At 48.0% G+C, this 26,998-nt stretch carries 20 protein-coding genes; 5 read left to right on the top strand and 15 right to left on the bottom strand.

Features of this window, described 5'->3' with window-relative positions:
- The 14 genes from IKG78_RS08070 to IKG78_RS08005 form a co-directional block, all read right to left on the bottom strand.
- Entirely contained in the window at window positions 1–1,014 is a 1,014-nt protein-coding gene (locus IKG78_RS08070) for an Rpn family recombination-promoting nuclease/putative transposase (protein ID WP_290942091.1), read from the bottom strand.
- A 259-nt stretch (window positions 1,015–1,273) separates the two neighbouring features.
- The gene (locus IKG78_RS08065) at window positions 1,274–2,941 is read right to left on the bottom strand and encodes a hypothetical protein (RefSeq protein WP_290942088.1); all 1,668 of its coding nucleotides are present in this window, start codon (window positions 2,939–2,941) and stop codon (window positions 1,274–1,276) included.
- Window position 2,942: 1 nt separating this feature from the next.
- Window positions 2,943–3,776: a TIGR02147 family protein gene (locus IKG78_RS08060; protein WP_290942085.1), complete on the bottom strand. Its 834-nt coding sequence runs from the start codon at window positions 3,774–3,776 to the stop codon at window positions 2,943–2,945.
- Window positions 3,777–3,932: 156 nt separating this feature from the next.
- Complete coding sequence (locus tag IKG78_RS08055; protein WP_290942083.1) at window positions 3,933–4,268, bottom strand: hypothetical protein; 336 nt, start codon at window positions 4,266–4,268, stop codon at window positions 3,933–3,935.
- 111 nt (window positions 4,269–4,379) lie between these two features.
- Complete coding sequence (locus IKG78_RS08050; RefSeq protein WP_290942080.1) at window positions 4,380–7,013, bottom strand: fibro-slime domain-containing protein; 2,634 nt, start codon at window positions 7,011–7,013, stop codon at window positions 4,380–4,382.
- 95 nt (window positions 7,014–7,108) lie between these two features.
- Window positions 7,109–7,933, bottom strand: a complete 825-nt coding sequence (locus IKG78_RS08045) for a hypothetical protein (protein ID WP_290942078.1) — start codon at window positions 7,931–7,933, stop codon at window positions 7,109–7,111.
- A 5-nt stretch (window positions 7,934–7,938) separates the two neighbouring features.
- Window positions 7,939–8,082: a hypothetical protein gene (locus tag IKG78_RS08040; protein WP_173388867.1), complete on the bottom strand. Its 144-nt coding sequence runs from the start codon at window positions 8,080–8,082 to the stop codon at window positions 7,939–7,941.
- A 21-nt stretch (window positions 8,083–8,103) separates the two neighbouring features.
- Window positions 8,104–9,450, bottom strand: a complete 1,347-nt coding sequence (locus IKG78_RS08035; protein ID WP_290942075.1) for an ATP-dependent 6-phosphofructokinase — start codon at window positions 9,448–9,450, stop codon at window positions 8,104–8,106.
- 317 nt (window positions 9,451–9,767) lie between these two features.
- Window positions 9,768–11,690, bottom strand: a complete 1,923-nt coding sequence (locus tag IKG78_RS08030; RefSeq protein ID WP_290942072.1) for a HAMP domain-containing sensor histidine kinase — start codon at window positions 11,688–11,690, stop codon at window positions 9,768–9,770.
- A complete protein-coding gene (locus IKG78_RS08025; protein WP_088630058.1) occupies window positions 11,672–12,400 on the bottom strand; it encodes a response regulator transcription factor in 729 nt (242 codons plus the stop codon). Before IKG78_RS08025 ends, IKG78_RS08030 begins: the two co-directional genes overlap by 19 nt.
- A 59-nt stretch (window positions 12,401–12,459) precedes the next feature.
- Window positions 12,460–13,215 (bottom strand): hypothetical protein, encoded by a 756-nt coding sequence (locus IKG78_RS08020; protein WP_290942068.1) that lies wholly within the window; start codon window positions 13,213–13,215, stop codon window positions 12,460–12,462.
- A gap of 106 nt (window positions 13,216–13,321) precedes the next feature.
- Window positions 13,322–14,722: a hypothetical protein gene (locus IKG78_RS08015; RefSeq protein ID WP_290942066.1), complete on the bottom strand. Its 1,401-nt coding sequence runs from the start codon at window positions 14,720–14,722 to the stop codon at window positions 13,322–13,324.
- Window positions 14,723–14,954: 232 nt separating this feature from the next.
- Window positions 14,955–15,563: a penicillin-binding protein activator LpoB gene (locus tag IKG78_RS08010; protein ID WP_290942063.1), complete on the bottom strand. Its 609-nt coding sequence runs from the start codon at window positions 15,561–15,563 to the stop codon at window positions 14,955–14,957.
- Between the two features lie 116 nt (window positions 15,564–15,679).
- Complete coding sequence (locus IKG78_RS08005; protein ID WP_290942061.1) at window positions 15,680–16,231, bottom strand: PEGA domain-containing protein; 552 nt, start codon at window positions 16,229–16,231, stop codon at window positions 15,680–15,682.
- Between the two features lie 132 nt (window positions 16,232–16,363).
- On the opposite strand from IKG78_RS08005, the gene IKG78_RS08000 reads away from it, so the two are divergent.
- The 4 genes from IKG78_RS08000 to IKG78_RS07985 all read left to right on the top strand — a co-directional run bounded on the left by IKG78_RS08000 (window position 16,364) and on the right by IKG78_RS07985 (window position 23,812).
- The gene (locus IKG78_RS08000; RefSeq protein ID WP_290942058.1) at window positions 16,364–18,127 is read left to right on the top strand and encodes an ABC-ATPase domain-containing protein; all 1,764 of its coding nucleotides are present in this window, start codon (window positions 16,364–16,366) and stop codon (window positions 18,125–18,127) included.
- Between the two features lie 229 nt (window positions 18,128–18,356).
- On the top strand, window positions 18,357–19,877 hold the full coding sequence (locus IKG78_RS07995; protein WP_290942055.1) for an esterase: 1,521 nt from the start codon (window positions 18,357–18,359) through the stop codon (window positions 19,875–19,877).
- 484 nt (window positions 19,878–20,361) lie between these two features.
- The gene (locus tag IKG78_RS07990; RefSeq protein WP_290942053.1) at window positions 20,362–21,921 is read left to right on the top strand and encodes an esterase; all 1,560 of its coding nucleotides are present in this window, start codon (window positions 20,362–20,364) and stop codon (window positions 21,919–21,921) included.
- Window positions 21,922–22,270: 349 nt separating this feature from the next.
- Window positions 22,271–23,812 (top strand): T9SS type A sorting domain-containing protein, encoded by a 1,542-nt coding sequence (locus IKG78_RS07985; protein WP_290942050.1) that lies wholly within the window; start codon window positions 22,271–22,273, stop codon window positions 23,810–23,812.
- Window positions 23,813–23,997: 185 nt separating this feature from the next.
- Here IKG78_RS07985 and IKG78_RS07980 read toward each other — a convergent pair whose 3' ends face one another.
- The gene (locus tag IKG78_RS07980; protein WP_290942047.1) at window positions 23,998–24,879 is read right to left on the bottom strand and encodes a hypothetical protein; all 882 of its coding nucleotides are present in this window, start codon (window positions 24,877–24,879) and stop codon (window positions 23,998–24,000) included.
- Between the two features lie 381 nt (window positions 24,880–25,260).
- On the opposite strand from IKG78_RS07980, the gene IKG78_RS07975 reads away from it, so the two are divergent.
- Window positions 25,261–26,760, top strand: coding sequence for a T9SS type A sorting domain-containing protein (locus IKG78_RS07975; RefSeq protein WP_290942044.1), 1,500 nt, complete (start codon window positions 25,261–25,263; stop codon window positions 26,758–26,760).
- The last annotated feature ends 238 nt before the right edge of the window (window positions 26,761–26,998 follow it).

Here is a 26,998-nt window from a genome sequence, read left to right as displayed (position 1 = left end):
CTAGGATTTTAGCAAAGCCATAGCTTCTTGAATTTTTTCTTCGGAAATCCCAATTTTACGCATCGCATCAAAAGCATCGTTATGTCCTTCTGCACGCCCTTCTGCATGTCCTTCCGAACGCCCCTCTGCGAGCCCCCTTTTAAATCCTTCTTTACGACCTTCTTTTTCAGCGGCACGGCGGGCATCACCGGCACTTACAAAGCCCATCCTTTGTCCGATACTTTTCCATGCCATTTGAAGTTCCTCCACAGCAAATTCATCAATATACTCTCCTAAAAAACCTTCAAGCTGAGAGCAGCGTGAAAGCTTGCTTTCACATTGCCGAAGCGAAGGGGTTTTCTGTAAATATAATATGATTTTTTCGATAAGAGTAGTCTGTTCTTCGCTTGGCATTTTTTGAAGCATTTTTTCCACAATCGAAATTGCAGCCTTGAACCCCTCTGGGTTAAAGGCGTATTTCATCGCAATCGCCCCGATGGCCGCAGAGGGAGTGTCCGATTCGAGACAGACGGATTCATCAATGTTCGCGAGATTTACAAGAACGCATTCGAAAGGCAGTTCGTTTCCTTGAAACTTAGCACGAGCTTTTTTACGGAATTCAGCCAGCGGATCCCATTCTGTAGGCCCATTGTAGATGATAATCGCTTTTGTGGGAATCCAACTGAAAACTTCGTCATCATGGTCCATAATGACCCTGAGGGCATAACGACCCACTTGATTGAGCACACTCTTCTTTCTTTTTGATTTGTGTTCCATGAGAATGCCAACATTGATTTCCCCGCCATTCAAAATGCGGGCCTTGAATGCGATATCGGCTTCACCACGTTCGCCCACTTCGTTGTACGAACCCGGCAAGCGCACAAGCGTATCCAAATCAACATCGGAAAGAATCCGGTCAAGATTATGGTTGCTCTTGCGGCAGATGTTCAACAAAGTTTTGGCATTTTTAGGAACGCCATACACGTAATGGAAGAACCCATCATGATCGCGGAAAGGAGCTTGTCCTTGATTCATTTAGCCTCCTGATAAAAAAGAAAACATCCGAAAATTTTCGGATGCCTGAGGCCTACTTAAGGGTCATGCGGTAATGTACCAATATTTGAATATGCCGGCAAGGGGTGATTTGTAACTTATTTGTAAAAAATATAGTAAAAGACATTAGTATTTTTCATTTGTCCATTGTCACCCCGGCTAGAGCCAGCTTTGAGCGCTGTCGAACGGATGCCGGGGTCGGTTGTTGAGGCTCTGATTACATTACGCCAAAGGCGGTAACTTAATCATCCCTGTTCGTGCCGATAGCCGATATGTTAAACACGACAAGGTCGTCATCTGAAGATGCTTGGAAATGGAATATTATTCTAGCTGCATGTTTAGCAGCTTCTTCGCCAGAAATAATTTCGTGTTCTTTATTCGTAGTGGGTTGCTTGAATTGATTCCATTCAAAACATTGAGTCGAATCACTGCTTTCAAGAACCACTTCCGGCAAAGCATCGCCTATTTTAGAGTTGATTGAATTCCCAAGATCCATTTGCATCGTAAGCCTTATATCGTTAGACCCTTCATAATTAGCAACAACGCAAATTCCGTTCCAGTTTTGGATGTTGGCTGAAAGCATTTTGCCATCTGTATCAAAACCGGCTACATAAAAACCGATATCAAAAAACGGATCACTGTCCATGCTTCCTTTCATAAGATCCAAACCAGCAGACAAATTATCAATTACGTAGTAACGAGGACGCCCATCTTTAGTACTTCCGGTAATGACTTCGTCTGTTCCATAAAATTCAAACCATGTTTCAGCACCTTTTGCGGAACCATCTTCAAAGAAGAAGTAACCGGAACGGTCGTTTCCATATTTAGATGTGCCATCCGTATATAGCCTTGTATTTACGTAGTAACTGTTTGGAGACCAAAGGTCTCCGTGTCCACTGACAACGCAGTCCTTGCCGCCCCTTTCCTTGCACGGGTCGCTTTCCGAAGAACTAGGTGATTGGACGGATGAAGAACTAGATTGATTTGGATCTATTCTATTTGTGCCAATAGCCAAAATGAGGATATCCCCAGCATCGCCAAAAGATTCTCTTGGTAGAGCTTGGAAATGGAAAATGACCTTTTCCACATGTTTTGCAGCTTCTTCGCCAGAAATAACTTCATATTTTTTCTCCATGGCAGGTTGTTTGAAATCCTTCCATTCGAAGCATTGCGGTTCCTGTTTGTTAAACAGAGTCACTGACGGCAAAGCATTCCCCAATTTTTTATTGATAGAATCACCCAAATCAAGTTGCACTGTTGGGTTCGTTGTACCAGAATAAACAAAACACATTCCGTTCCAATTCGAGATATCCGCTGACATCGCGTTACCATTGGAATCAAAACCTGCTACATAAAAGCCGATATTGAAATATGGATCATGACCCAATTCATAGGGAAGATTTCCTTTATTCCACACAACATTAGCATGAATGTAACCTTCAAGGCTGCAACTTTCAAAGTTAGAAGGTTTTCTATCAGACCCAAACCAATAGAGTTTAGTTTCTCCACCTTCGATAGAATCTGTCTCTACAAAAAACTCTCCTGCACGTTCTCCAAATTTGGAAGGGTCATCTGCATAAGCGTCCGTTTTTACTTTTAGACCATACGACCACAAATCACCGTCCCCTGAAGGTGGCTTTATCAAACATCCATCATAACCCCAATCGACACTAGCCTTGCAGAGGACTGGGATGTATTTAGAAGAACTTGAGAGATTTTTCGCCGAAGAGCTTGATGACATTTCAGGCAGAACCGCAGATGATGAAATATTAACATCAAAACCGCTTGACAGGTTTTCAGCAGTCACTGCATTCGGATCTTCAGACGATCCCGAAATAGAATCGTTCGAACAAGCAAGCATTGTCAGCGAAAATACGACAGCGTATAACGCATAAAGTTTCTTATCCATATTACTCCTCCGCCTTTTCCTTGACTTTCTTGGATAAAGGGAAAAACTGTAAATTCAATCTGTAAACTTGGTCGAGCTTTCCGCAATTCGCCGCTATCGAAATAATCTTCTTGCGGCATGCGTCTAGTTCTTTCACGATTTCTTCGTAGCCCTTGCGGTTTACGCCTAACGTAACGCCAGAAACGTTTCGTTCTTCGGGACTAAATTCGTCGATGGACTGGATTCCGAGCCGTCCCATCTCGCGGTGCATCATGCGGATGGCAAGCGGCAAAGCCTCCTTGGAACCAGCCACGGCCTTGTCCGTTTGCTCATAGACGTTTTCATCCGTCTGTTTGAGGAATCCGGTTTTTTCAAGGAAGGTGAGCGACTTGCGGACTTCAGACGCATTGATATCTTGCGTACATGCTTTAGCGATTTCTCCCGGCATGGCACCCGGCATCATAGGCGCAAGTTCTCGCACAACCGGATTTTTCCAGCTGTCGTAATACTCGAATGCGGTTTCGTCAATCACGCGTACCTTATTCGCGACCAAAATGGACATCATCTTGTCAAGATATTCTTTTTTAGCATCGTCCTTTTGGGCGTTACCAAAATTCACCATCGCTTCGAAATATTCGACTTCATAGCCGACAAGCCCCATAGCAACTGCAACACGGTTCATGGTCACGCGACTGAGGCTGCTCTTGCCATCACAAACGAGTTTCAAGTACGAGGGTGACGTGAACCCGGCAACCTTCGCAAACTCGCGCCACGTAAAAGCTGAAGTTCTCTTACGTTCTTCGTAAAAGTCCGCCATATAGGCTCGGTAATCATTATATTCGACAATTGGCTTCATGATAAAGAATATACATTCAAAATTATCAAATGTCAATATACAATGATACAAAAATCTAAAAAAAAATAAAATTTTTACGATTTTAAACCACATAAAACACTAATTAAATAACCGTAAATGATACAAACGCATCATTTACGGCCAATTTAATCATTTTTATTTCAGAAGGATGTTCACGCCACTGACAGCGCCATTATGTTCAATGGAAATCGCATAACGACCATCAGGAACGAGCGAACCATCCCAAGAATATCTGTAGGACGCATAACCATAATAAGGATTCAACATTCTCGTATCACGTCTCGCTACAATTTCATGAATGTGAAGCTGCTTGAAAATATGGGTATTGATATTTGATAATTTTATGCCAATATTTTCAAAATACTGATAATCTATACATTTTCCAGACACCACTTTACAACAATCTCGAGCAGCATATTCATCATCACCAATCACTGCCCATGAATACTTCCCCGGAGCTTTGTTGCTCACGGATAAGACCTTCACGCCGTCACCCTGAGACTTCTCTAACATTCCCTTAAAAAGAAAAAAAATCCCAGTGAACACTAGGATTTTTAATCTTTGAATTCTGTAAGTTCGTTTCTACTTCATATGGACTTGCTTATACTTTGATCCAACTTTCACGATGTATGCGCCAGCAGTCGATACCTTTATGCGGGTTTCGTTGCTGTTTAACGTTCCGGCGGAAAGAACTTGCCCCTTCATGTCCATGACAGCGTAACGATCTGCGTTGTTCGGTTCGCTTGTCACAATTGCAAATTCAAGCGTTCCCATTTTCAAAATATTGAATGACGGAGCATCGAGTGCGATTCTACGATTTGCGACACCCATCGTATTTTCAAGATCGACATCGATAGCGATCGTATGGTCCCCGACTTTAACGACAAGGTAATATTCGCCAGGGGCATAGACTTGTTTCAATTTTTCATCGTTAATTATTGGAGTATCCGGTGTGCTAACGTTAATACCACAAACGTCCCCTTCGCAGAACTGCTTTGGATTGGCCTCAAAGTCAGCTTCACTAATAAGTATTTGGGTGGAATCTTGTCCTGTTTTGTCTTTAGTGAATATGAATCTAATTGGTTCTGAAATGTGGGTTTTGGGCTTGTATTCAATAATTTTTGCGTCTCTAGGAGATGCTATACAAGGTAAAGATTTCTTATAACCGATTCGATAATTTTCATTCATTGCCAAGGAATCGGTAATTTTGGAATCTACTAGAGATTCAAGAATATCTCCTGTATTTGCAAGGGGTATATTCGTCTTGATGCTCAAGTTACTCGATGTTGTGCGACGGTCGCAGGTGAAAATGTCAATATCGTAAAGCGAATCCACAATGGCATTGGGCATAAACTTATCCAAATCGACGTACCCCGGTGCAGTTAAGTGAGTGCCTCCGATATCAATAGCAAGTTTGTTATCAATAAACACCCAAATGTCGTCGTTTCCGCTGATGCTGAATTTCTGCCCTTTGCTAAAGCGGAATGTCGCGTGAGTTTCTGCACAGAAATGCTGATTGCGGCCTCCATTACCATCTTTACCGACTTCAGATGTCCAGCGGTGCGTGACGTTTTCGCCTTGAGCCTGAGCACTTGAAGTTTCCGTGCCGATAGCATAAACAGACCAGCCTTCGGGAGCGGAAGCATCGTCATCGCAACTCCAGCCAAACACGCAGGCTTGCGGATCAAGATTCAGTTTTTCCTTCACAAAAGTTTCTGTGCTTTCGCCATCGGCAAAAAGCCCATTGCAGTTAAATCCTTTATCCCAGCCAGCACCATTGCAGAAAAGATTGATGACAGGAAGTTGTTCAGCCGGGTCCGTTTTGCGGAGTTCCGGTCCCCAATATACAGGACCTTCGGCCGTCCGTTTTGTACGTGCGGCTGGCAGCGGTTTTTGTAGAGAATCCGCATAACGAAGATCTTTGTCTGACGTTGCTTCTACAGGATAGAAACCGCCTTTAACAGGAGTTTTAAGACCGTAGCTTGCGATATTATCGGAGTCGAATTCCCATTTGCCATCTTTTGAAAGACTAAACTGCATGTCGTAACAGCTCATTTCGTTCACGCCTTCGGTGTAATTGAATAGCTGGTTGAAATACTTTTCGTCCATAAAGCATTTCTTACCCGCAGCCGAAAGTTTCGGCTTTTTCGTTTTCGAATCAAGTGTTGATTCGACAATGCCTGTGGTAACGCCCATGCAATCATTGATAGCTTTAAGGGCGGTCGCTTTATCGACGCCTTGTGCAGCCGTTCCGCTTGCAGCTTGGCAACCTTCGCCACCTTGACCCCAACAAGAGAACGACGGATGCAAACTGGCATCGGTATCGTAGATGATGAATGTTGTAACAAACGAACAATTGCCAACAGCGCCAATTGGCTGTACTGCAGACCAACCATAAGTGTCACTGCCAAGGGCATCTGCTTGCTTTTCGTCAGCCAAGAAATAAACAGCGTCATGATAATCACGGTCTGTTTTGAAAAGTTCAAATAAGTCCGCCAACACAATCGGTTCCGCCGCCTTGCCTTCGTTTAAAGCTTTCTCGCCGCCCATGCCAATCGCTCTTTTTTTACCAGAATCATTTTTACTATAGATGATTACGCTTTGGGGAAGCGCTTCATCGACATAACGACGAACGTACCAACCGCAGTGATCGGCATCAATTTCCATTTCATGAGGTTTGCCATCTTCTTCAATGATGGGCATGCTTGCATACCACATTGCTGTTTCAGGCAAGAAAACGTAAAACTCTTTGATGTTCGGTTTTTGCGTGGTTACATAAACTTGACCTTCTTTTTGTGAATCCGGGAGCTCCTGTATCCAAATTTCACCATCTGCCCCGACATCTTTGCAAGAAAAGCCCTCGATCCTTGCGTTATTCGGCCTTACATTGACACCATTTCTTGTAACGCACTTACCACTAGAGCAGTCGTTCTTGTTGACACCGCTGATGTAGAAATAGGAGTCGTCGTCGGTCTTTGTGTTGCCGAGATCAAGCATCGTCCAGCCGTTGTCACCCAGCCTAGGTTTCGGGAAGGCGATTCCTTGTCCAGCAATCATCAAATAGGCATCAGACCAGCCCTTAGGGAGTTTAAAGTGGATTTTCGGTGAACAAACGTCATCGCCCGTTTGCGATTTTTTCAAGTCAGCCCATGCAAATGACGCACTCAATGCGGTGCAAGCCGCTATTGTCGTTATTAATGTCTTGAAGATTTTCATTTATCCACTCCTCCTTTTAGTCTCTTTTGTAATATACTAAAATTTATTGGTAATGGATAATTTTATTTACATTTTAAAAAAAGGCAAAACAACTGCTACGTTTTTCCAGTTTCAGACTTTTTCTGTATTTTTTCGCAGTCTTCCAAATGTTTTGGCGACAATTTTTTCTTTTGTTTGCTATAAATCGTCTTGCAAAGTTCTTGTAAATGCCAACGACCGCGTTTATCTTCAAAGACAAATCCAGGACGAATGCTCAAGTCCATTCCTTGCACAATCAGTTCCACAGCATCGTCATAGCGCTTTTGTCTGTTGTAAAAGTCGGCAAGGTAGTAATAATTATAAACGTCCTTGCGGTTCTTTTCGAGTGCGAGATTGAGGTATTTGTCTGCAAGCTTGGAATCGGGCCATGTCAAGATAACAGGGACGTAAGGCAAGACAGTATGAGCACGCCCGAGAACTTGCCAGTCTTCGGCAGCGGTAGCGACATCGCGAACTTTTGTGGCAACCCCTTCTTTTACCGAAGTGAGGGCACCGCGTTCGTTCCCCCATATCGAAAGGGCACTTGCATACACATGTGCAATTTCTTTGTTCTTGGGGAATTTATTGTAAGCAGATTCGCTCACAATTTTAAGGCTGTCGAGTTTTTCCTTCCGCAGGTTCTTATCAAAATTGACGAACCTGAAAGAAAAATACAGCGACTTGACGTAACCTTCGGTCGCTTTTTCAAGCACAGAAGGGTCCTCCATCGCCTTTTTGTACGCGTCCTTCATGATTTCCGCATTTTTGGGATTTGCCTTGACACCACTTGCATGCAACGCTCTTGCAGCATAGCAGGAATCCGCCAAATGCAAATGTTCGTTTGCACCGGCAAGGCCTACGGCAAAAAGCAAAACGAGAAATATGTTGGGTGCAATTTTCATGTATTTTAAACTTTCCAGTTCTGGAGGAGTTTGTTCACCATGGCAATACGCGTCTTTTCTTCGTCGGTTCCGTGGAACGTCTTAAACAAAAGATTGCGGTATTCCATCAAGGCTGTGCGGATAATGACTTTTTCTTCTTTTTTTAGCATAATGTATAAATGGTTTGATGGTTATTTGCTGCGTTTGCCCTTGCCGGAGAAGTAGTCTTGCTGGCGCGTTGCTCCAAGAACGGCGTGCCAAAGCGTTCCGTTCGGGTTGATTTTCTTGCGTTCGTTGACCGCGTATTCTATAGGAACATGCGTAAACGCCCCATTCATGCTGCCGACGACCATGTCCGTCTTGCCGGCCATACCTGCATGTACTGCACTTTCAGCTAGCTGGAAGCAGAAAATCGCGTCCGTGCCTTTGGCTGGAATGCTACGCACCATGTAGCTCGGGTCAAAGTATTTAATGTTGATTTCTCTCCCGACGCTATCAAAATGTTCCTTGATTTTGCGGGTCAAGAATTCACCGATATCGTTCTTCAACACGTTTCCGCTGGCATCGCGGCGTTCTTCCTGATCTTTGAAAAGTTCTTGACCAGCACCTTCGGCAACAGCAATCACGGCATGCGTCTTGCCGCTCGCGTAACGGCTTTCGAGAGCTTTGAAAAGCCCGCCTTCGCCTTCGAGTTCAAACGGAACTTCCGGCACCAAGCAGAAGTTCACGACCGTCGTTGCAAGCGATGCGTATGCGGCGATAAATCCGGAATCGCGGCCCATGAGCTTCACGAGTCCAAGACCGTTGTAGGCGCCGTTCGCTTCGATGTGAGCACTTGTAATCACGTCAGTCGCACTGAGCACAGCCGTTTCAAAGCCGAAAGTCCTGTCGATGAGGTTCAAGTCGTTGTCAATCGTTTTCGGGATGCCAATAATGGAAATAGGCTGCTTGCGTTTCTTAATTTCTTCGGCAATGGCATGTGCCCCGCGAAGCGTGCCGTCACCGCCGATGCAGAACAACATGTTGATGTTCAAGCGCATGAGCGTATCGACCATGACGGAGGGGTCCTGCATGCCACGGGAGCTTCCAAGAATCGTACCGCCGTCTTCTTGGATGGCATCGACGACATCCGGGTCCAGCACGATAGGAGAATAACCGTAATTCGGGTTCAAACCGCGATAGCCGTAAGGGATACCGAAGATGTTCTTTACGCCATAATCAAACCAGAGCACCTGCACAAGGCCCTTGATGACATTGTTAAGACCGGGGCAGAGGCCGCCGCACGTGACAATGCCCGCACGCGTCCATGCCGGGTCGTGGAAAATCGTCTCGCGAGGGCCAGCGGCTTCGAGAGAAGGCACTGGAATGCCCTTCGCAAGGTAATCGGAAATGAGATTGATATCTGTTGTTAAGCTGACCTTGTCATTTTCAGAAACGAACGGAACGCCGTTCATCGGGGACTTTAGCGTTCCCTTGCCCACTGTTTCGATAGAAAGATCATAATCCGATGGATTCTTGATAATATCGTCCTGAGTCATGCCTCATCTCCTGAATTTTTGGATTCCTGCTTAAAGCGGAACTCCTAAAAAATATAGTAAATGGGTTTGGGCTAAGAGTAATGGACAATAAACAATAAGCGACGAGCTATAAGGATGAAAAAAAAACAGATCCCGTCCCCATTCGCGGACCATGACTACTAAGCACTAAATAGCATTCAAGGCGAGTATCGCAAAATCAAGCTTGCTTGATTTTATGATTGAGCCGAAATTGCTGACGCGAAGCGTCAACTGCAAGTAGTCAAAGTGAACAAGTCCGGGATGACGTTCCTAACCACCAACCACTAATCACTAACCACTTAAATCGACAACGACGGGAAGTGTATTTTCGTACGTAGGCCGGGGTTCGCGTTTTCAATTTCAATAGTCATGTTGCACAGCGTGCACAATTTCTTGACCATCGAAAGCCCGATGCCCGTGCCACTCGTCTGCCTCGTCATTTCGTTTTCGACTCTGTAGAATTCCTGGAAGACTTTCTTCATCTCCGAAGGCGGAATGCCCGGACCGTAGTCGCGGACCGCGAGGTACATGTCCGTATCCTTGATTCGAAGCTCGACGTTGACCATCTTGTAATCGGCGGTTTTCGAGAACTTGAGCGAGTTATCGACAAGGTTCATCAGAATCTGCATAATGGCATCGCGGTCAATCATGAGACTGATGTTGTCTGCATCGGTATCCGAGGAAACGGTAAGCGAGAAACCTTGCTTTTCGACGTTCTTGCTGTAAGTCGATATAAAGTCATCCAAAACTCTCTTGGGCTTGTCCATGCGGAGCTGCACATTCCAACGGTTGCCATCGAGCTTGGAGAGGTTCAGCACGTTCTGGATGAGTCGCGAAAGGCGGTCGGCTTCGCTTGCAATTTGTCCGTAATATTTCTGTTTCTTTTCCTCGTTCGCGACCCAGGAACTCTGCAACAGTTCCGCATACATCTTGATAGCGGTAAGCGGAGTCTTGAGTTCGTGCGTAATGGCAGAGACGAAGTCCTGACGCTTGGCAGCAAGTTTCATGCGGCTTTGCGTCACGTGATAGATGGAAATAAGGCCTATCGCAAGCACCGCAAGCATCAACAGTCCGATGAATATGACAAATTCACCGCCGGGCGCTTTTTGCGTAGTAAACATTTTGAACGTGATTTCCGAAAGTGGCGCTTGCAACGGTTCCGATAAAAGCTCCGTCGTAACGTTATTGCGTTCACCAAAGGCGACAAAAGATTTTCCCTTATGATAAAACGCTAACACCAGAGGATCCTGTTGAGTCCCTTTCGTGACGCCCTTGTACTTTTCGATTTCATTCTTGACAAGGTTCGTGAGGTAAGCACGAGCATCAACAATGAAACCTTGAATAAACACATCTAGACCACGCCTAACCGTGCGGTGGAATATAATGTAATTAGAATCAACAATTGCTTGGAAGAAGTCGATTTCCGCTTCCATCGAACGAGTCGTTTCCGTATTAATTAAACGGACGAGAAGACCCGTCGTATCGAGTTTTGTGGATTCGACTCCGAATGCAAAGTCCCCGGTCTTTGTAATTTGTTCGACTCGCGACTTGCTGCTTTTCTTCTTTCTCTGCGAACTTGCAATATCGAGGTCTTGCTTGTAAATCTGGTCAATAAGGCGGCTATCGTTCTTGATTGTCGAATCAGCATTATTTTCTACACTGCTAGAGGACTGAACAATCGTAGTCGCAGACGAAATCGCAGAGAATCCCGACACATTGAGGATTTCGCTTATTTTATTGCGAATCGCCACGCGTTTGTCTTTATCCACCATGGGAATGCTTTCAAGAACACCATCAGGGAGCACCGGCGTACTCAGATTGCCGGACGGGTCAAGCTGGAAATGCCCGACTAAGCCCACATAATGGCTCCGCAGCGGAAACTCCGCCAGTTCGGACATCGTGATTTCTTCGCCACCAAACACAGGAACAGCACGGATAAAGCGGTAGTCGGCATAGGAACGCCTGTCTTCAATCGCCAAGTCCGCCGTAATGTTCTTGTTCACGTTCTGCAACACCGAAAACGCGTGCTCCTTGTAACCGAAGAGCGACGACGTTTGCAGTTGTGCGTAGGAATGGCTTAAAAGTACGATTACGGGAATCGCAATAACGACAAAAATCGCCACAAAAATGAGACGATCTTTAGACGCAAGAACAAGTTTCCGGAGAGACTTGAACTTGCTAGAGAGGTATGTAGTTAGCTTGTTTATACGGACTTCTCGCATTCTGGAGCCGAACGCATCTGGTAACCTTCGCCACGGAACGTGACGAGCAGTTTCGGATGAGCCGGATCATCTTCAATTTTCTTGCGGAGCTTGGTGATATGGATATCGACCGTACGCGTATCGACGGATTCCGCATTTTCGTAACCCCAGACCTTGCGGAGGAGTTCGGAACGCGGAATGGCGTGATCACGGTTGTTCCAAAGGTATTCAAGAATTTCGATTTCCTTACGAGTAAACGCAAGCTCTTCCGTACCGCGGACGCCAGTGTATTCACGGAAATTCACGCGGAGATTCCCAGCTACAAGCTTGCCTTCATTTTCCATCGTCTGGCGGCTACGGCGGAGCACTGCTTCAATACGAGCAAGGAGCATCGGCACGGAGAACGGCTTCGGGATGTAATCGTCGGCACCGAACTTGAGCCCGTTGATGATATCGTCATCCGAATTCTTTGCAGAAAGGATGATGATGGGAAGGCTCTTGTCCTTTTCGCGAATTTTGTCACAAACGGTAAAGCCGTCCATGCCCGGAAGCATAAGATCCAGCAGTACAAGTCCGTACTGTCCAGAAAGCGCTTCGGCAAGGCCGCTTTCGCCGTCAATGACATGCTTGACACGGTAGCCGTTGAGTTCGCAGAGATCTACGAGACCTTCGGCAATGGCAATTTCATCTTCGATGATAAGGATGTTCGTGCTGCTTGTATTCTGAGTCATTCTTGATTCCTACTCTCTTCTAACCTGCGTTTTTAAAAGTATTATACAAAATTAAAGTATTAGAGGGCAAATCCGCCACCGAGTTCAAATGCAACGTGACCGGCATCGATATCGCTATCGTATTCACCGCCGAGATACACCTTGACGTTTGCGTAAGCTGCAATCGGGATAATCGGGAGCTTGAAGCGGGCACCTGCGAGCAAGTGGAAACCAACGCTCTTGTTGAGGCCCTTGTCCTTGGCGGCATCGACAACATTCTTAGCAAGAGCATCGGCGATTTCCTTTGCACTGCTACCGGAGAGATCCTTGCCAGAACGTTCAAGAACGCCTTCCACGAACGCATTGTTCAAGATGAACGTATTCCAATAAATGGTAAGACCGGCACCGACATACGGACGGATCGGGAAAAGCGGGATGGAGAACGGCTTAGTGACAGAAATGTCGGCGTTCATGGCGATGAACTTCGGTGTAGCCTTTGCAAACGGGGTGCCGCCGAGTTCGATTTCCAAGCGATGCGGTTCGCCATCGGCCCAAAGGGTGGCGTTATAAGACGCGAACTGGATGTTGAACGTGCCTTCGACATCGACAAACGGGAGGATATCGATCCAAGCCTTGAAGCCGAAACCTTGAATGTAGTCAAAGTCGCCATGGCTGAATTCGACTGGATATTCTTTGTCATTGACCTTCAATGGGGCTTGCTTGCCGCTCTTGAGAGTGGTCCCGACGTTCGGGCTGTAGTGGAAGCCGATGCCTGCGATAGCGAAGGCCTGGGTAGCAAACAAAGATGCTGCAGCAAAAATGACTTTGAAGTTCATGGATTTCTCTCCTTGAAATGTTTTTGCCTTGAAACTAAATAATTATTTAGAAAAAAGGTATTTACAATTCATAAAAATGTTGCTTTTTCGCGTTTTTTGCATTCAACTACTTGACCGCAGGCACAAATATGAATTTCTTTTCGCCTTTTTTCACGTTCACGCTACCGAAATCATAAACCTTGACCGTGTTCCCGGCATCGCCTTCGGCGGCGACCGTCACCTGGTGTGAACCCGGTTCAACAGGAATTCTCGTCATCTGGAAGGAATTCGGCAAGAAAAGCCCTATGCGGAGGTCTGCTTTTTCGAGCTGGCTCTGGGCGACATCGGTGCCAATGCTCGTGAAGAGATTGATAAGAGAGTTGTCCGTCTTCATAGCCTTCTTTGCTAGTTGAGAAGCTATCGTGCGGAGAACAACGCGGATTGCCGTGCGAGTCATGGTATTCGTAAAATCGTCCTTGAGGTTCATTTCGAGTTCCTTGTCAAGCGCCATCACCTTTTCAGGGCGAGCGATAGCCTGGTTATCGACGGAAACGCTGAAATGATTGACCTGGCTTCTGAAAGAGTACGCCTCGGGGAGAGCAATGCTGATGTGGAAAGTCTGGCCGTTGGAGGCTCCTTCGACAGGAACTGCATTCACGGTCGTACTTTGAGTCTTGCCCGTCTTGCTGTCTTTGTAGGTGAGGTTCAAAAGTCCACCGCTCACGTAGGTGCCCGACATTCTCAGTTCATTGAGAATAGGGCCGTGGCCGGCATAGCCAATCACAATGATTTCTTGACCGAGATCGTGAGCCGCCGTCGCCTTGGGAGTCGCAATCGAATTGTCGAGCTTGAGCGCATTGATGTCATCTACGCGGTCGGCACGTCTTAAGTTTTCGATGATGAATTCGCGAGCTTCTTTCGGGAGGTTCAAGATGTTCTCGTCGTAAGCCTTGACCGTCTTGTAATAGGCGATTGCAGCTTCATCAGGTTCGCCCGCCATTTCATAGACGATAGCGGAGAGGTAGCGCAAGAATCCGTTGTCGTTCGTCTTGTCGCTATCCTTCTGATAAAGCCCGGTCATCGCCTTCTGGGCACGGTTCACCTCGACCAAAGCACCGTCGATATCCTTCTGGGCAAGGTAGTTCATGATTTGCATTTCGTGAAGGGCTAGCACTTCGAAGGGGCGGGCCCTGTACGGACGGATGTTGTCATTAGTGACGATGGCGGCGGCTTCGTTCGTGACAGAACGCGTATAAAGGTCGTCATAAATTTTTTCAGCATTGGCAAAAGCTTCTGCACTCTCTTTGTAATTTCCATTGTAGTGGTACAGCGTACCTAGGTCAAAGTAATAGAGAAACTCGCTCTTATCTCCATACAAATCATCTTTCTGCTTTTTGATTTCGGCAATAGCGGCTTCGCACCCTTCGTTTTCAAAGACAGGGGCGAGCGATTCGTACCGCGTGATGGACTTGTTGGCGCAGGCCGTGAAAAGAATTACAGATACAAGAAGTAGGAATAAACGTTTCATGTTGGTAAATCTATATAAAAAATGCTCGCGTAGTTGCGAGCCGTTAAGGTATTAGGTATGAGGTATGGGCTCGGCTAAGGTTGGTGAGCCTGTCGAACCACGTGCCTTGGGGTATGAGGTTTTTGTAATTAGAAAAGCTCAACGTGGAGCGGCCTCATTGCGAGTTTACGAGTACCCACAGCCCAAAGCGAAGCGTGCCCAAAGTGCGAAGCACGACCTCATAGCTAGTAAACTAGAACTTCACGCTGCTCTGGGACATGTACTTTTTGATTTTCTTGTCGCCAATCCAGACCTTGCGGTGGCTCTGGATGTCGGTGAGTTCCATGTCAATCTGGTAGAACACCACCTGTTCGCCGCCTTCCTGGTCGATGACGGAGTTGATGGTTCCGGTGAGCATGAGGTCTGCGCCAATTTCCATGCCGGCATCCTTGAGTGTTTCGTCGGTGACGTTGCCCTGCTGGTCGGCAAGTTCATTGCGTAGGTCTTCGCGTTCGTTGGCGTTCGCAACAAATTCAGCCTTGCTGGAATTGATGAGGGCGCGTTCGATATCCTTGATGAACGTTTCGACGCGGATATGTTCGTGGCTCTTGTTACGGACCTTGCCAATCACGATAGTCGGCACAGAACCCTTCTGTGCAGCGAAATCATTGTACCACGGGCGACCGAGGCAATCGTTGATCATTTCTTCGGCGACAAGGCGGGAATCGGTATCGTTCCAGCTGCCGGAAAGGTCCGTGACTTCGTTGGCGTCAAGACGGGTAACCTTTTTACCGCCACCACTAGAGCAGGCAGAAAGAAGGGCGATGCTTGCACAAAGGGCGAGAATCCAAATTTTTGACATTATATACTCCTAATTGGAATGATAAGTTAAATGATTTGTTATAAACATACAAAAAAAACTCCCCAAAAGGAGAGTTCTTTGAAAAAAGATTTTTTCGTTCGCTATCGAATCGAAGATTAGCGTTTTTTCTTCTTCTTGCCGGAGCTAGTCGTTGCATCCAGATGAACATCGATAGTTTCTTCGCCCTTGACCGTGACAAGCGTTTCTGCACTCTTACGGTTGCTGCACTGGGCGCGAACCGTGTGGTCGCCGGCATCGAGGTTGCGGACAACGAGTTCTGCACCGTCGGTCTTGTCGGACTGTTCGCCATCGACAAAGATAATGCAGCGCGGCGGATTCGTCGTAATCTTGATATGACCCTTCGGAATCTTGGTGCTGAAGTCGAAGTTGTTGCGAGTGTCAGTACCCGGCCAAACGTTCACGCGCTTGTTGACAAGTTCAAAGCCCTGGTCAATGACGACGAGCGTCTGACGGCCAGACTTGACTTCCCTGTCCTTAATCGGGCTCTTACCGAGAGGTTCACCGCCGAGGAACACGTCGCTGTTAGGCGGTTCAGTGATGATATTGATGGTTGCGGACTTGCCACGCGGAGGTGGATCTTCGTCGTCTGCGACGGCGGAAGTAAAGAGGAATGCCATCATCAAGGCAAAAATATAAAGCTTTTTCATGGGAGAAACTCCTGTTTGGCTTGTACATGAATTATTCGACTCTAAGAATTTAATTCTTTTTTTACACAATAAGTGTTAAAGTGCCGTAAAAAGTACGTAAATATTTGGTATAGATTAACTACTTTTTTGCGTATGAAAGCGCTTTACCAAAAAATTCGCAGTTTACAAGGGAAAAATTACGGGCTTTACAAGTCCCTCGCGGACAGGTCGTGGGACTTTGGGGACTTTGTGCTGGATTTTCTCCATGTGCAGGGCGACCCATATGCACCGGCATCCCGCATAATGATAAAATCCAGCTTGCAGATGCTCGGCTATCCTAGCGAATGGGGCGGCACTTTCGAGCGTCGCTTGGCCTTGAGCGATTTTCTATTCCGCAGACTGGGTAAAGTGGTACGCGAAAAATATCCCGGCAAGGACGCATCCATCGTTTTTGACGCCGCTGGACCTGAAATGCTAGTGCGCAATTCGCTGTGGGTCGATAACGGCGAATTGCGGGCTTGCCTGCAAGTGCGTTTGCCAGGCGACGGACGTAAAATCCAGGCGGAAGATGCCGCCGAGATTCTGACGATGGTACTCCCGGACTTGGTGTCGGCGGGGTTATACAATTCTTACGAGTCGAAACCGGAGGGCGTGGAGCCTGAACTTTTGGAATATTACCGCGTGCTTGCAGAACGCAAGGAAATCTTGTCACAACTTGAGGAGCGCGGTCTTTGCGCGTTCGTACCGGATAGAGCCGTGCTCCCGCGTGCGTCGGGACTGAGCGAACTGCCGATGGACGGGGCCGTTCCGTTTAAGGCTCCTGCGGAAATGGAAGTGACGCTTGACGTTTGCGGTCGCGAGATTCGCGGCATGGGAATCCCGAAAGGCATCACGGTGATTACCGGCGGGGCGTTCCATGGAAAATCGACGCTTTTGCAAGCTTTGACGAAAGCTGTTTACCCGCATGTTCCGGGAGATGGTCGCGAAGGCATTGTCATAAGCGAATCGGCGGTGCGCGTGGGAGTCGAAGATGGCCGCAGCGTTCGCGGAACGGACTTGTCGCCGTTCGTGCGCGACTTGCCGGGCGGAATTTCGACGAAGAACTTTACAACAGCTTGCGCATCAGGCTCGACAAGCGAAGCCGCGAACTTGATGGAAGCGATGGAAGCGGGCAGCGACGCGTTTTTGATTGACGAAGACTCGTCGGCGGTGAATTTTTTAATCCGCGATGTGCGAGTGAGGAAGCTTTTGGGAGATGACCGCGAACCGTTAATCCCACTGACGGACCGCATCCGCGAGATCCAGGGGCGTAGCTTTATCCTAGTAGCGGGTGCTTGCGGTGACTTTTTGGACTTGGCCGACAACATTATCGTCATGACATCGTATAAGGCGGAATGCGCGAGGATAAATGGCGTAGCTGCGGGAATCGCTAGCGGAACAGTCGATGGGGACAGCACCGATGTTGCTGCAAAAATCGTGCCGGGATTGCCCACGTTCGTAGAACCGCAATGCCGCAGTTTTGCGGAGTACGTTAAACCATTGCTTCCGGGGCTTCGACCCGCTTCTGCCGTAGAACGCCAAGTCAAGGTGAAAATTTCAGGCGACACGTTGTTGCAAATTGGGTTCCTCGTTTCGGATACTTCCAAAGCAGGGGCGCTTGTGGATAGGCAACAGCGATTTGGCGCTGGCTTCATGTTGCTGAATCTTTGCCAAAATGCGGCAAGCAACAACGCTCCCGTAAACGGTTCAAGCAATAACGAATCCTCAAAACCCGCGACCATCATGGAATGCATTAACGCTCTCTGCGAAAAAATCAGGAATGTCGGGTTCCGCAACTTGCCGCAAGGGATGAGCCGAGAAATGAGCCTCCCGCGCGCCATCGACATTGCGTGCGTGCTGTACAGGTTGAGGGGATAGGGAAAAGACAATAAAATCCGTTAAAAATGTTGTTTTCTAGCAAGGTCTGCTAAGCAGCAGACCATATACCTTATTTTTTCTGTTTTTTTATTCTGTAAACTAAAATTCTATTGATAAATTGTCCATAACATTATATTTACATTGAAGATTCATCGCCATGATGAAAATAAATTATAGATGGGTTAAGGTGGGTCCAAAGAGATATTTGGATTTCAAAAAGGAGTGTTCAATGAAAGCGAAACGTCTTTCATTTATTTCTGCTGCATTTATTGCGGCATTATGTACTACATCTTACGCCTACACGGTCGAAGGAACCGTCAAGGACGATCAAGGCCAGGCTCTCAAGGATGTCTCGGTAAGCCTCCTCAAGGAAGGCAAAACCACAAAGACCGACAAAGACGGTAAATTTAAAATCCACGAAGACGAAAAAGATACTCTCGAAGCCATCTCTCCCGCTTTCAGAAACCAAGTCGGCTACATCAGCATCAACAACGGCATTCTCTCTTATCAGAGCAGCTCGCAGCCCGTTCAAGTCAAGATTTTCAACTCTCTTGGCAACCAGGTTTTCAAAAAGACCTTGCGTGGTTCCGGCACGTACAACTTGAGCAAGGGCCTCTCCGCCCAAGGCACCTACTTTGCACAGGCAACAGTCGGCAGCGCAAAGCAGAACTTCAAGTTCACGACGGACGGCAGCTACGGAAGCTCTTTCGGTTCGGCTAGTGCAAGCGCTCTCATGAAGGACGCGCAAAAGGATGAAGCGATCCGCTTTATCGCCGAAGACTACGACACGCTTACCATCCCTCTCGGCACGCTCGACACGACTCTCGACGTGAAGCTCAAGAAGATCGAGCCTCCGGCACCGACATTCAAATTTGGTTACGCATTGAAGAACGAGCCAACTCCGAGTAAGGGCTGCGGCACCAACTCCACGCTCAAGGAAGTCGCAACCAAGAGCGGCGCCAAGAACTATAAGATGACTAGCGCTGGCCTCAACCGCGATTTCTGGGTGAGCCTCCCGCAGAACTACGACAACAAGAAGCCGTACAAGATTCTCTTCGCTATGCACTGCATGGGCAGTAACGCCGAAGAATTCGCCACCATGAGCGGAAACCAGGACCATCCGTCTCCGTACTACGGCCAGCAGAAGCTCGACAAGAATAACGAATTCATCTTCGTCTCCCCGCATGGCGATACCGACTTCATGCCGTGGCGCACCGGTGACGACAAGGACCACATCTTCTTTGGCGAACTCCTCACGCTCCTCGAAGAAAACTACTGCATTGACACCTCCCGTGTGTTCGTGACTGGGTTCAGCTTCGGCGCCATGGTCACCAACTCCCTCGCCCAGGACTTCCAGGATCGCATCCGCGCCGTGGCAGTCTTTGCAACCGCCGACTACAACATCTACCTGCCGACGAACAAAGGCAAGCCGATTGCTTGGATGGCCGTGCACGGCAAGAACGACGGCACCTGCGATTACAGCCGCGCGAAGAACAGCGCCCTCAAGAGAATTCTCAAGAACAACGGAAAAGCTGACGCAGACGGAAACTTCACCGACGCCAGCAGCGAAGTCCCGAAGGAAGTCGGCGGCAGCGGTCACCTCTGCTACGACTTCACGACAGTTGACGAACGCTTCCCGGTCAAGTTCTGCAGCTGGAACGGACAGCACCAGTGGACGGCTTACGACAGCGGCAACTGGCAGAACACATGGGTTCCTGAAGAAGTCCACAAATTCTTCGGCCAGTTCTAAACAAATTTCATAATCAGCTCTCTAAAAGCGGCTTCCATCCGGAAGCCGTTTTTTTGTACCGTCATCCTAACGCAATTCACGACCGTCATTCTGACACCACTTGCACCTCGTCATCTTGACGCGCCACCCACGACCGTCATCCTGAGGGCTGAAAGCCCGAAGGATCCAGTCATTTCTTGTTGTTACATGCTAGACTTCACTGGATTCTTCCCCTTACAGGGTCAGAATGACGACTGTCCCTATCATAATCCACGCTGAATGGCTGTGTGCCGTTTTTCATTTGTCACCCCGGACACCGCGATACACTGAGCTACGCCGAAGTGTTCCGGGGTCGGCATATACAGAACCAGAAAACGTAAAAATCTTTTTATAGACAAATCGTCCATAGCCGCATGGATTCATTACAAAACATTATTCGTATTACAATTTAGATTGGTTTGTAAGAGTGCGTTTTTAGAGAGGTTTGGTGAAAAAAGGAGTATCAATGACAATCAAAGCACCTAATATTATGACTGCGGCGTGCCTTTTGGCATTCTGCGGATTCGCATCAGCTTATACCATAACAGGTACGGTTTCCGACGACGGAGGCAAAGCCCTCAAGGACGTTTCGGTAAGCCTCCTCAAGGAAGGCAAGACTGCCACGACCGACAAAGACGGCAAATTTACTATCCACGAAGACGAAAAGGATACCTCCGATGCGATCCATCCGGCTTTCAGAAATCAAGTCGGTTATGTGAACATCAACAACGGCATTCTCTCTTACCAGAGCGGTTCGCAGTCGGTGCAGGTCAAGATTTTCAATTCGATTGGCAATCAAGTTTTCAAGAAATCCTTGCAGGGGTCTGGCACGTATGACTTGAGCAAGGGTATCAAAGCACGCGGCACCTATTTCGCACAAGTTTCCGTGGGCAGTGCAAAGCAAACGATCAAGTTCACGACTGACGGCACTTACGGCAGCTCTTTCGGTTCTGCAAGTGCAAACGCCTTGATGAAGGAAGCGCAGAAAGACGAAGCCATCCGCTTCATCGCAGAAGGCTACGACACGCTTACGATCGCCCTCAACACGCTTGACACGACTCTCAACGTGAAGCTCACCGCAAGCACCCCGGCTGAACAGACGTTCAAGTTCGGTTACGCCTTGAAGAACGAACCGCGCAAGAGTAAGGGTTGCGGCACGAATTCTACGTTGAAATCGAACAGAAAGGTCGAAAATGGCGAGCAATTCAATCTGAATGTCGGCGGCAAGAACCGCACGTTCTTCATCACCTTGCCGAAGAACTACGACAACACCAAGGCCCACAAGCTCCTCATCGCAAACCACTGCATGGGCTCTAAAGCCGAAGACTTTGTGCACCATTCTCCGGACTACGACCATCCGACTCCGTACTATGGCCAGCAGAATCTGGACAAGAACGGCGACTACATCTTTATTGCTCCGCAGGGCAATGACAACGGAACATGGAATGGCAAGGAAGACCACCAGTTCGTTGACGAGATGATTACCGCGATGTTCGACAACTACTGCATCGACACGACCCGCGTTTTTGCAACCGGCTTTAGCTTCGGTGCTATGTTCACGAACTCCCTCGCCCAGGACATGCAAGAAAGACTCCGCGCCGTGGCCGTCTATGCAACCGCCGACTACAACATTTGGCTGCCGGCAGAATCCGCAAATCCGGGCCGTTATGACGCCAAAAAATTGCCGATTGCCTGGATGGGCGTTCATGGCAAGAACGACGGCATGTGCAACTACGACCGCGCCAAGAACAGCGCCCTCCCGAGAATCCTGAAGCGTAACGGCAAGGCCGATGCCAACGGGAACTTCACTGACGCAAGTGCCGAAAAGCCCAAGGAAAACAACGGCAATACCGGACACGTCTGCTACGATTTCACGACTGTTGACGAACGCTTCCCGGTCAAGTGGTGCAGCTGGCCGGGTGGACACCAGTGGACCGCTCACGACAACGGCAGTATGAACGTCGGTGCCGGCTGGCAAGAAACTTGGGTTCCCGAAGAAGTTCACAAATTCTTCGAACAGTTCTAATCGAATTTCATAATCAGCTCTCTACCAAAAGACGGCTTCCCCGGAAGCCGTTTTTTTGTACCGTCATCCTGAATCCAGTTATTTCTTGTCGTAACTTTCAAGACTTCACTGGATTCTTCGTTTCACTCAGAATGACGTCTATTCCAATCATAATCAACTCAGAATGACGTCTATTCTAATCATAATTCAGAATAGCGGCGAGTCCATATTTTTACTGTAAACATCTTTTTATAGACAATTCGTCCATAGGCATGAACGTTCGGCGTGAGACCTTAGCCCCATCGCATTATAAATTAATTCATAATGGGTGTGTTACCATTTAGGGGTATTTGGGAAAAAAGGAGTCCACATGATTATCAAGTCATCCCATGTTTTTACGACAGCGTGCCTTTTGGCATTCTGCGGATTTGCATCAGCTTACACCATAACGGGTACCGTATCTGACGAAGACGGCAAGACCATCAAAGACGCCTCGGTAAGCCTCCTCAAAGAGGGCAAGACTGCAAAGACCGACGACAAGGGCAAATTCACCATCCACGAAGACGAGAAGGATTCTCTTGAAGCAATCTCCCCGGCTTTCAGAAATCAAGTCGGTTACGTGAACATCAACAACGGCATACTCTCTTACCAGAGCAGTTCGCAGCCTGTTCAAGTCAAGATTTTCAATTCGCTCGGCCATCAAGTTTTCAAGAAATCCTTGCAGGGTTCCGGCACGTTTGACTTGAGCAAGGGCATCAAATCTCAAGGCACGTATTTCGCACAAGTCTCCGTCGGCAGTGCCAAGCAGAATTTCAAGTTCACGACAGACGGTAGCTTCAGCAGCTCTTTCGGCTCTGCAAGTGCAGCCGCCCTTATGAAGGACGCTCAAAAAGACGAAGCTATCCGCTTTATCGCCGAAGGTTTCGATACGCTCACGGTGCCGCTGGGCACTCTCGACACCACACTCAACGTGAAGCTCACGAAAACGGTTCCTCCCGCACCGACATTCAAATTCGGTTACGCATTGAAGAACGATCCGACCCCGAGTAAAGGCTGCGGCACCAATTCCACGTTGAGAAAAGTCAAGAGCGTCGAAAACGGCGACCAATTCGAGATTAGAGTCGGAAACGACACCCGCAAATACTTTATCACCCTGCCCAAGAACTACGACAACAAGAAGCCGCACAAGGTGCTCTTTGCGCTGCACTGCTACGGCAGCAATGGCGAGGACTTCGTGCACCACGCCGCAGATTATGACCATCCGACTCCGTACTACGGCCAGCAGGTGCTCGACAAGAACGGCGACTACATTTTCGTCTCGCTGGATGCTATAGGAGGCTTGTGGAACAAGGGCCAGGGCGACCATGATTTCTTCGCCCAGACGCTCACGACCTTGAACGAAAACTACTGCATCGATACCAGCCGCGTGTTCATTAATGGCTTTAGCTATGGAGCCATGTTCAGCTACTCCTTGATGCAGGACATGCAGCACCGCGTCCGTGCCGCCGCCACCTACGCTGTGGCCGATTACAACATCTGGCTCCCCGAAGGCAACAATATGAAAAACCTGCCCATTGCCTGGATGAACGTTCACGGCAAGAACGACGGTCGTTGCGACTACAACCGCGCCAAGAACAGCGCCCTCCCGAGAATCCTCAAGCGCAACGGCAAGGCTGATGCCAACGGCGACTTCACCGACGCCAGCAGCGAAAAACCGCAAGAAGTCAACGGTAACACCGGACACGTCTGCTACGACTTCAAGAACGTCGATGAACGCTTCCCAGTCAAATGGTGCAGCTGGCCCGGAGACCACCAGTGGACCGCCCACGACACCGGTAACATGGGCGTCGGCTGGAACTGGGAAAGCACTTGGGTCCCCGAAGAAGTCCACAAGTTCTTCGAGCAGTTCTAATTTTTCTTCATACACCTCCAACATTAAGGGCCCGCCGATTGGCGAGCCCTTTTTGGAATTAGTTTATAGTTATTAGTTTATAGTTGTTAGTCAATAGATTCCATTGGCTTGGGAACAGACCAACCCATGATGGCAAAAAAAAAAATAACAACAGCACCTTTTTCATAATTTATCCTATTAAATATTTAATTCAAATCAACTATAATTTCACCATTCTGATAAAACTTTAATTCATTACCATACCATACTACATCAGAACAAGTAATTTTATCATTTTTTATATTGCAAATGTTTCCGCTCATTTTAATCATATCGCCCCAAAAACCGCCAATTGCAAATTTTCGAGGTGCAGGGATTGTATCATTTTCATTTTTCAAAACAACACTATTTTCACCTTCATCATCCAAAATTACACAATACACATCATCACCCCTCGCTCTCACATCATTACATTTCTTAATCCATTCCAAATCTTGATCAAGACGTTTGTAAGTAATCATTCTTGCAAGAGTATCCAAAACTGCATACTGACAACTATCTCCACCCACATTCAACGATTTATCCCCTCGTCCGATAAACGTTCCATCAAGCCACTGTTTTACGGAAGTTATCTTAAATATACCGGAGCATCCATCCTCTATCCTTCTCGCTATAGCAATTTCATGCGGTTGTTCCCCAATTTTCCATAATCTCATTTTAGCTGTAAAATCACCACCCCAAATAATCGAATCGGTCATCTGTCCACCGAACCGCCCTGAATTATTCCGCTCCGCCACAGAATCGCACCATCTCGGCCCATCCTCTTGAACGCGATAATTATAGACACACAAACGTGGATTACCAGCACCAGATTCTTCAAGGTGCTCGCCATTCCATGAATCCGTGACTTCCAACCAAAAACGATAATCGCCGACCATCACCAATGAGTCATCAACAAATCCGACAACTTTAGCATTGCGTCGAGTTCTTTCCCATTCAAACGACACATCATCCGAACACCCCCACATGCATACGCATGCGAGTGCAACCATCACAACACCAATCAGTCTATTAATTTCACCCATCATAAAATCCCTCTCTTGTCATTTCTCAAACCGACAGGAAACACAAAAAAAATATCCAACATAAATATAAACAAGAAATTATGGATCCCCTCCCTGACGGTCGAGGATGACTATCTCAATTTCAAATTCTCTGGATCCTATCGGTCGCATGCGCTCCCTCCAGGATGACTGTTTCAAAGTTCAGGATGACGGCAAAAAAGGAGATGCCGGAATAAATCCGGCATGACAAGGTCAAGAATGACAAAAGTCCCCACCTAATAACAGAAATCGGCTTTTTAGAAAATTTTGTTTACCACGTTCTTTTCGTTCTTTTAGAAATTATATTGTCTATATTGGCATTCGAGAAATCGAAAGCCTTTGGGGTTACGAGAAAGGAGCTTAATCATGAAAAAAGCCTTTTTTTTCGTATTCCCTATGGCGCTGATAACAGCGTTTTCTACGGCATCGGCGTTCAAGCTGGCCGGAACGGTCACCGACGAGAGCGGAGCCCCCGTTTCGGGCGCACTCATAAAACTCCTTGCCAAGGGAGATTCCACACAAACTGACAAAGATGGCAAATTCACCATCCAGGAAGACCAGACTTCCCTGCCTTCCGGCAGTTTCAAACCTGGGCACATCAGCATCTCCGACGGGGTGCTCCGTTTTTCGCAGAGCAGCAACGCCCCCGTGCAGGTGAGCATATTCGACGTAATGGGGAACCGTGTTCTCCGCCAGGATTTGCTCGGTTCAGGCCAAGTCGACTTGAGGCAGGGCGTGACCGCCCAAGGCACGTACTTTGCGAAGGTCCGCGTGGGTAGCGCCATAGAAACGGTCCGGTTCACCGCGAACGGTTCCCGTTTTAGCGCCACCGCAGATGCAACTTACGACAAGCGTGGCCATAAGGCTTTGCTAAAACCGGGTGACGGGGACACGCTCCGTGTCATAGCTTCCGGGTTCGACACGCTGAAAGTCGCAATTCCGAACCTCGACACGACCGTAACCCTGAAGCTCAAAAAGGCGAGTTCCGTAACCCCCGGCGAGCAGACTTACGCATTCGGTTATGCGATGGGCAATGCGCCCACGCCTAGTAAGGGCTGCGGCAAGGACAACACGCTAAAAGACAACTTCAAGTTCACCAGCGCCGGCATCGAGCACGAAATCTACCTCACCATGCCCGAAAATTACGACAAAAACAAGCCCTACCGCCTTGTGTTCGGCATGCACTACATGGGCGGTTCCGCCAAGAACGTGGCAACAAGGGAAGCCTACTATGGACTTAGGAACCAGTCAGGCGCCAAGGAGAACACCATCTTCGTCGCGCCGCACGGATACACGACTGAAACAGATAGATCCGGGAAAGAAACAGAAAATCCATGGCGATGCGGGGACGACAAGGACCACATCTTCTTTGACGAATTCCTCACCTACCTGAACGAGAACCTCTGCGTCGATACATCGCGCGTGTTCTCCGTCGGGTTTAGCTTCGGCGCCATGTTCAGTAACGCACTTGCACAGGATTTCCAGCACCGCCTGCGTGGCGTGGTGGTATTTGCAACGATGGACCAAGTGATTTACTTGCCCAAGAACAAGGGACTCCCCATCGCATGGATGGGGACTGTCGGCATGGGAGACGAACTTTGTACGCCCAAGCTCGGCCGCAGTGCCCGCGACAGGATCCTGAAGAACAACGGAAAACCTGACGCCGACGGCAACTTCACCGACGCTCGCGGCGAAGAGGCCGAAGAATACTCCGGCGGCAAGCACGTGTGCTACGACTATAAGACAGTCGATCCGCGCTTCCCTGTGAAGTGGTGCACATTCGACGGTAAACACGCATACAACGCCAGCGACGACGGCAAGGTGTGGACAACACCCACCGCCTGGGAATTCATCACGCAGTTCTAAAAACTGATCCCCGGCCCTTCGACAGGCTCAGGGACCTTGGGCAGGGGTGACAATTCAACAAATAATTTAACTGGATCCTTCGTGCTGACGCCTTCAGGATGACGAAGACGTATAAGACTCAGCTCTGGAGCCAGGGAAGACAATGCAAAAAAAAACGGACCCCGGAATAAAAGCAACCAAGGCGAACGCTGCGAAAATGCTTGCATTTTCATAGCTGAGCCGAAGGGCTTTGTACTTG

The sequence above is a fragment of the Fibrobacter sp. genome, assembly GCF_017545445.1.
Lineage (GTDB): Bacteria > Fibrobacterota > Fibrobacteria > Fibrobacterales > Fibrobacteraceae > Fibrobacter.
The sequence above is the reverse complement of the archived record's forward strand: the minus strand, read 5'-3'. Positions and strand labels throughout refer to the sequence as shown.

Excerpts from the sequence above, each read along its gene's own strand:
- IKG78_RS08070 (WP_290942091.1), bottom strand. The coding sequence starts at position 1,014 with ATGAATCAAGGACAAGCTCCTTTCCGCGATCATGATGGGTTCTTCCAT.
- IKG78_RS08065 (WP_290942088.1), bottom strand. The coding sequence starts at position 2,941 with ATGGATAAGAAACTTTATGCGTTATACGCTGTCGTATTTTCGCTGACA.
- IKG78_RS08060 (WP_290942085.1), bottom strand. The coding sequence starts at position 3,776 with ATGAAGCCAATTGTCGAATATAATGATTACCGAGCCTATATGGCGGAC.
- IKG78_RS08050 (WP_290942080.1), bottom strand. The coding sequence starts at position 7,013 with ATGAAAATCTTCAAGACATTAATAACGACAATAGCGGCTTGCACCGCA.
- IKG78_RS08045 (WP_290942078.1), bottom strand. The coding sequence starts at position 7,933 with ATGAAAATTGCACCCAACATATTTCTCGTTTTGCTTTTTGCCGTAGGC.
- IKG78_RS08040 (WP_173388867.1), bottom strand. The coding sequence starts at position 8,082 with ATGCTAAAAAAAGAAGAAAAAGTCATTATCCGCACAGCCTTGATGGAA.
- IKG78_RS08035 (WP_290942075.1), bottom strand. The coding sequence starts at position 9,450 with ATGACTCAGGACGATATTATCAAGAATCCATCGGATTATGATCTTTCT.
- IKG78_RS08030 (WP_290942072.1), bottom strand. The coding sequence starts at position 11,690 with ATGCGAGAAGTCCGTATAAACAAGCTAACTACATACCTCTCTAGCAAG.
- IKG78_RS08025 (WP_088630058.1), bottom strand. The coding sequence starts at position 12,400 with ATGACTCAGAATACAAGCAGCACGAACATCCTTATCATCGAAGATGAA.
- IKG78_RS08020 (WP_290942068.1), bottom strand. The coding sequence starts at position 13,215 with ATGAACTTCAAAGTCATTTTTGCTGCAGCATCTTTGTTTGCTACCCAG.
- IKG78_RS08015 (WP_290942066.1), bottom strand. The coding sequence starts at position 14,722 with ATGAAACGTTTATTCCTACTTCTTGTATCTGTAATTCTTTTCACGGCC.
- IKG78_RS08010 (WP_290942063.1), bottom strand. The coding sequence starts at position 15,563 with ATGTCAAAAATTTGGATTCTCGCCCTTTGTGCAAGCATCGCCCTTCTT.
- IKG78_RS08005 (WP_290942061.1), bottom strand. The coding sequence starts at position 16,231 with ATGAAAAAGCTTTATATTTTTGCCTTGATGATGGCATTCCTCTTTACT.
- IKG78_RS08000 (WP_290942058.1), top strand. The coding sequence starts at position 16,364 with ATGAAAGCGCTTTACCAAAAAATTCGCAGTTTACAAGGGAAAAATTAC.
- IKG78_RS07995 (WP_290942055.1), top strand. The coding sequence starts at position 18,357 with ATGAAAGCGAAACGTCTTTCATTTATTTCTGCTGCATTTATTGCGGCA.
- IKG78_RS07990 (WP_290942053.1), top strand. The coding sequence starts at position 20,362 with ATGACAATCAAAGCACCTAATATTATGACTGCGGCGTGCCTTTTGGCA.
- IKG78_RS07985 (WP_290942050.1), top strand. The coding sequence starts at position 22,271 with ATGATTATCAAGTCATCCCATGTTTTTACGACAGCGTGCCTTTTGGCA.
- IKG78_RS07980 (WP_290942047.1), bottom strand. The coding sequence starts at position 24,879 with ATGATGGGTGAAATTAATAGACTGATTGGTGTTGTGATGGTTGCACTC.
- IKG78_RS07975 (WP_290942044.1), top strand. The coding sequence starts at position 25,261 with ATGAAAAAAGCCTTTTTTTTCGTATTCCCTATGGCGCTGATAACAGCG.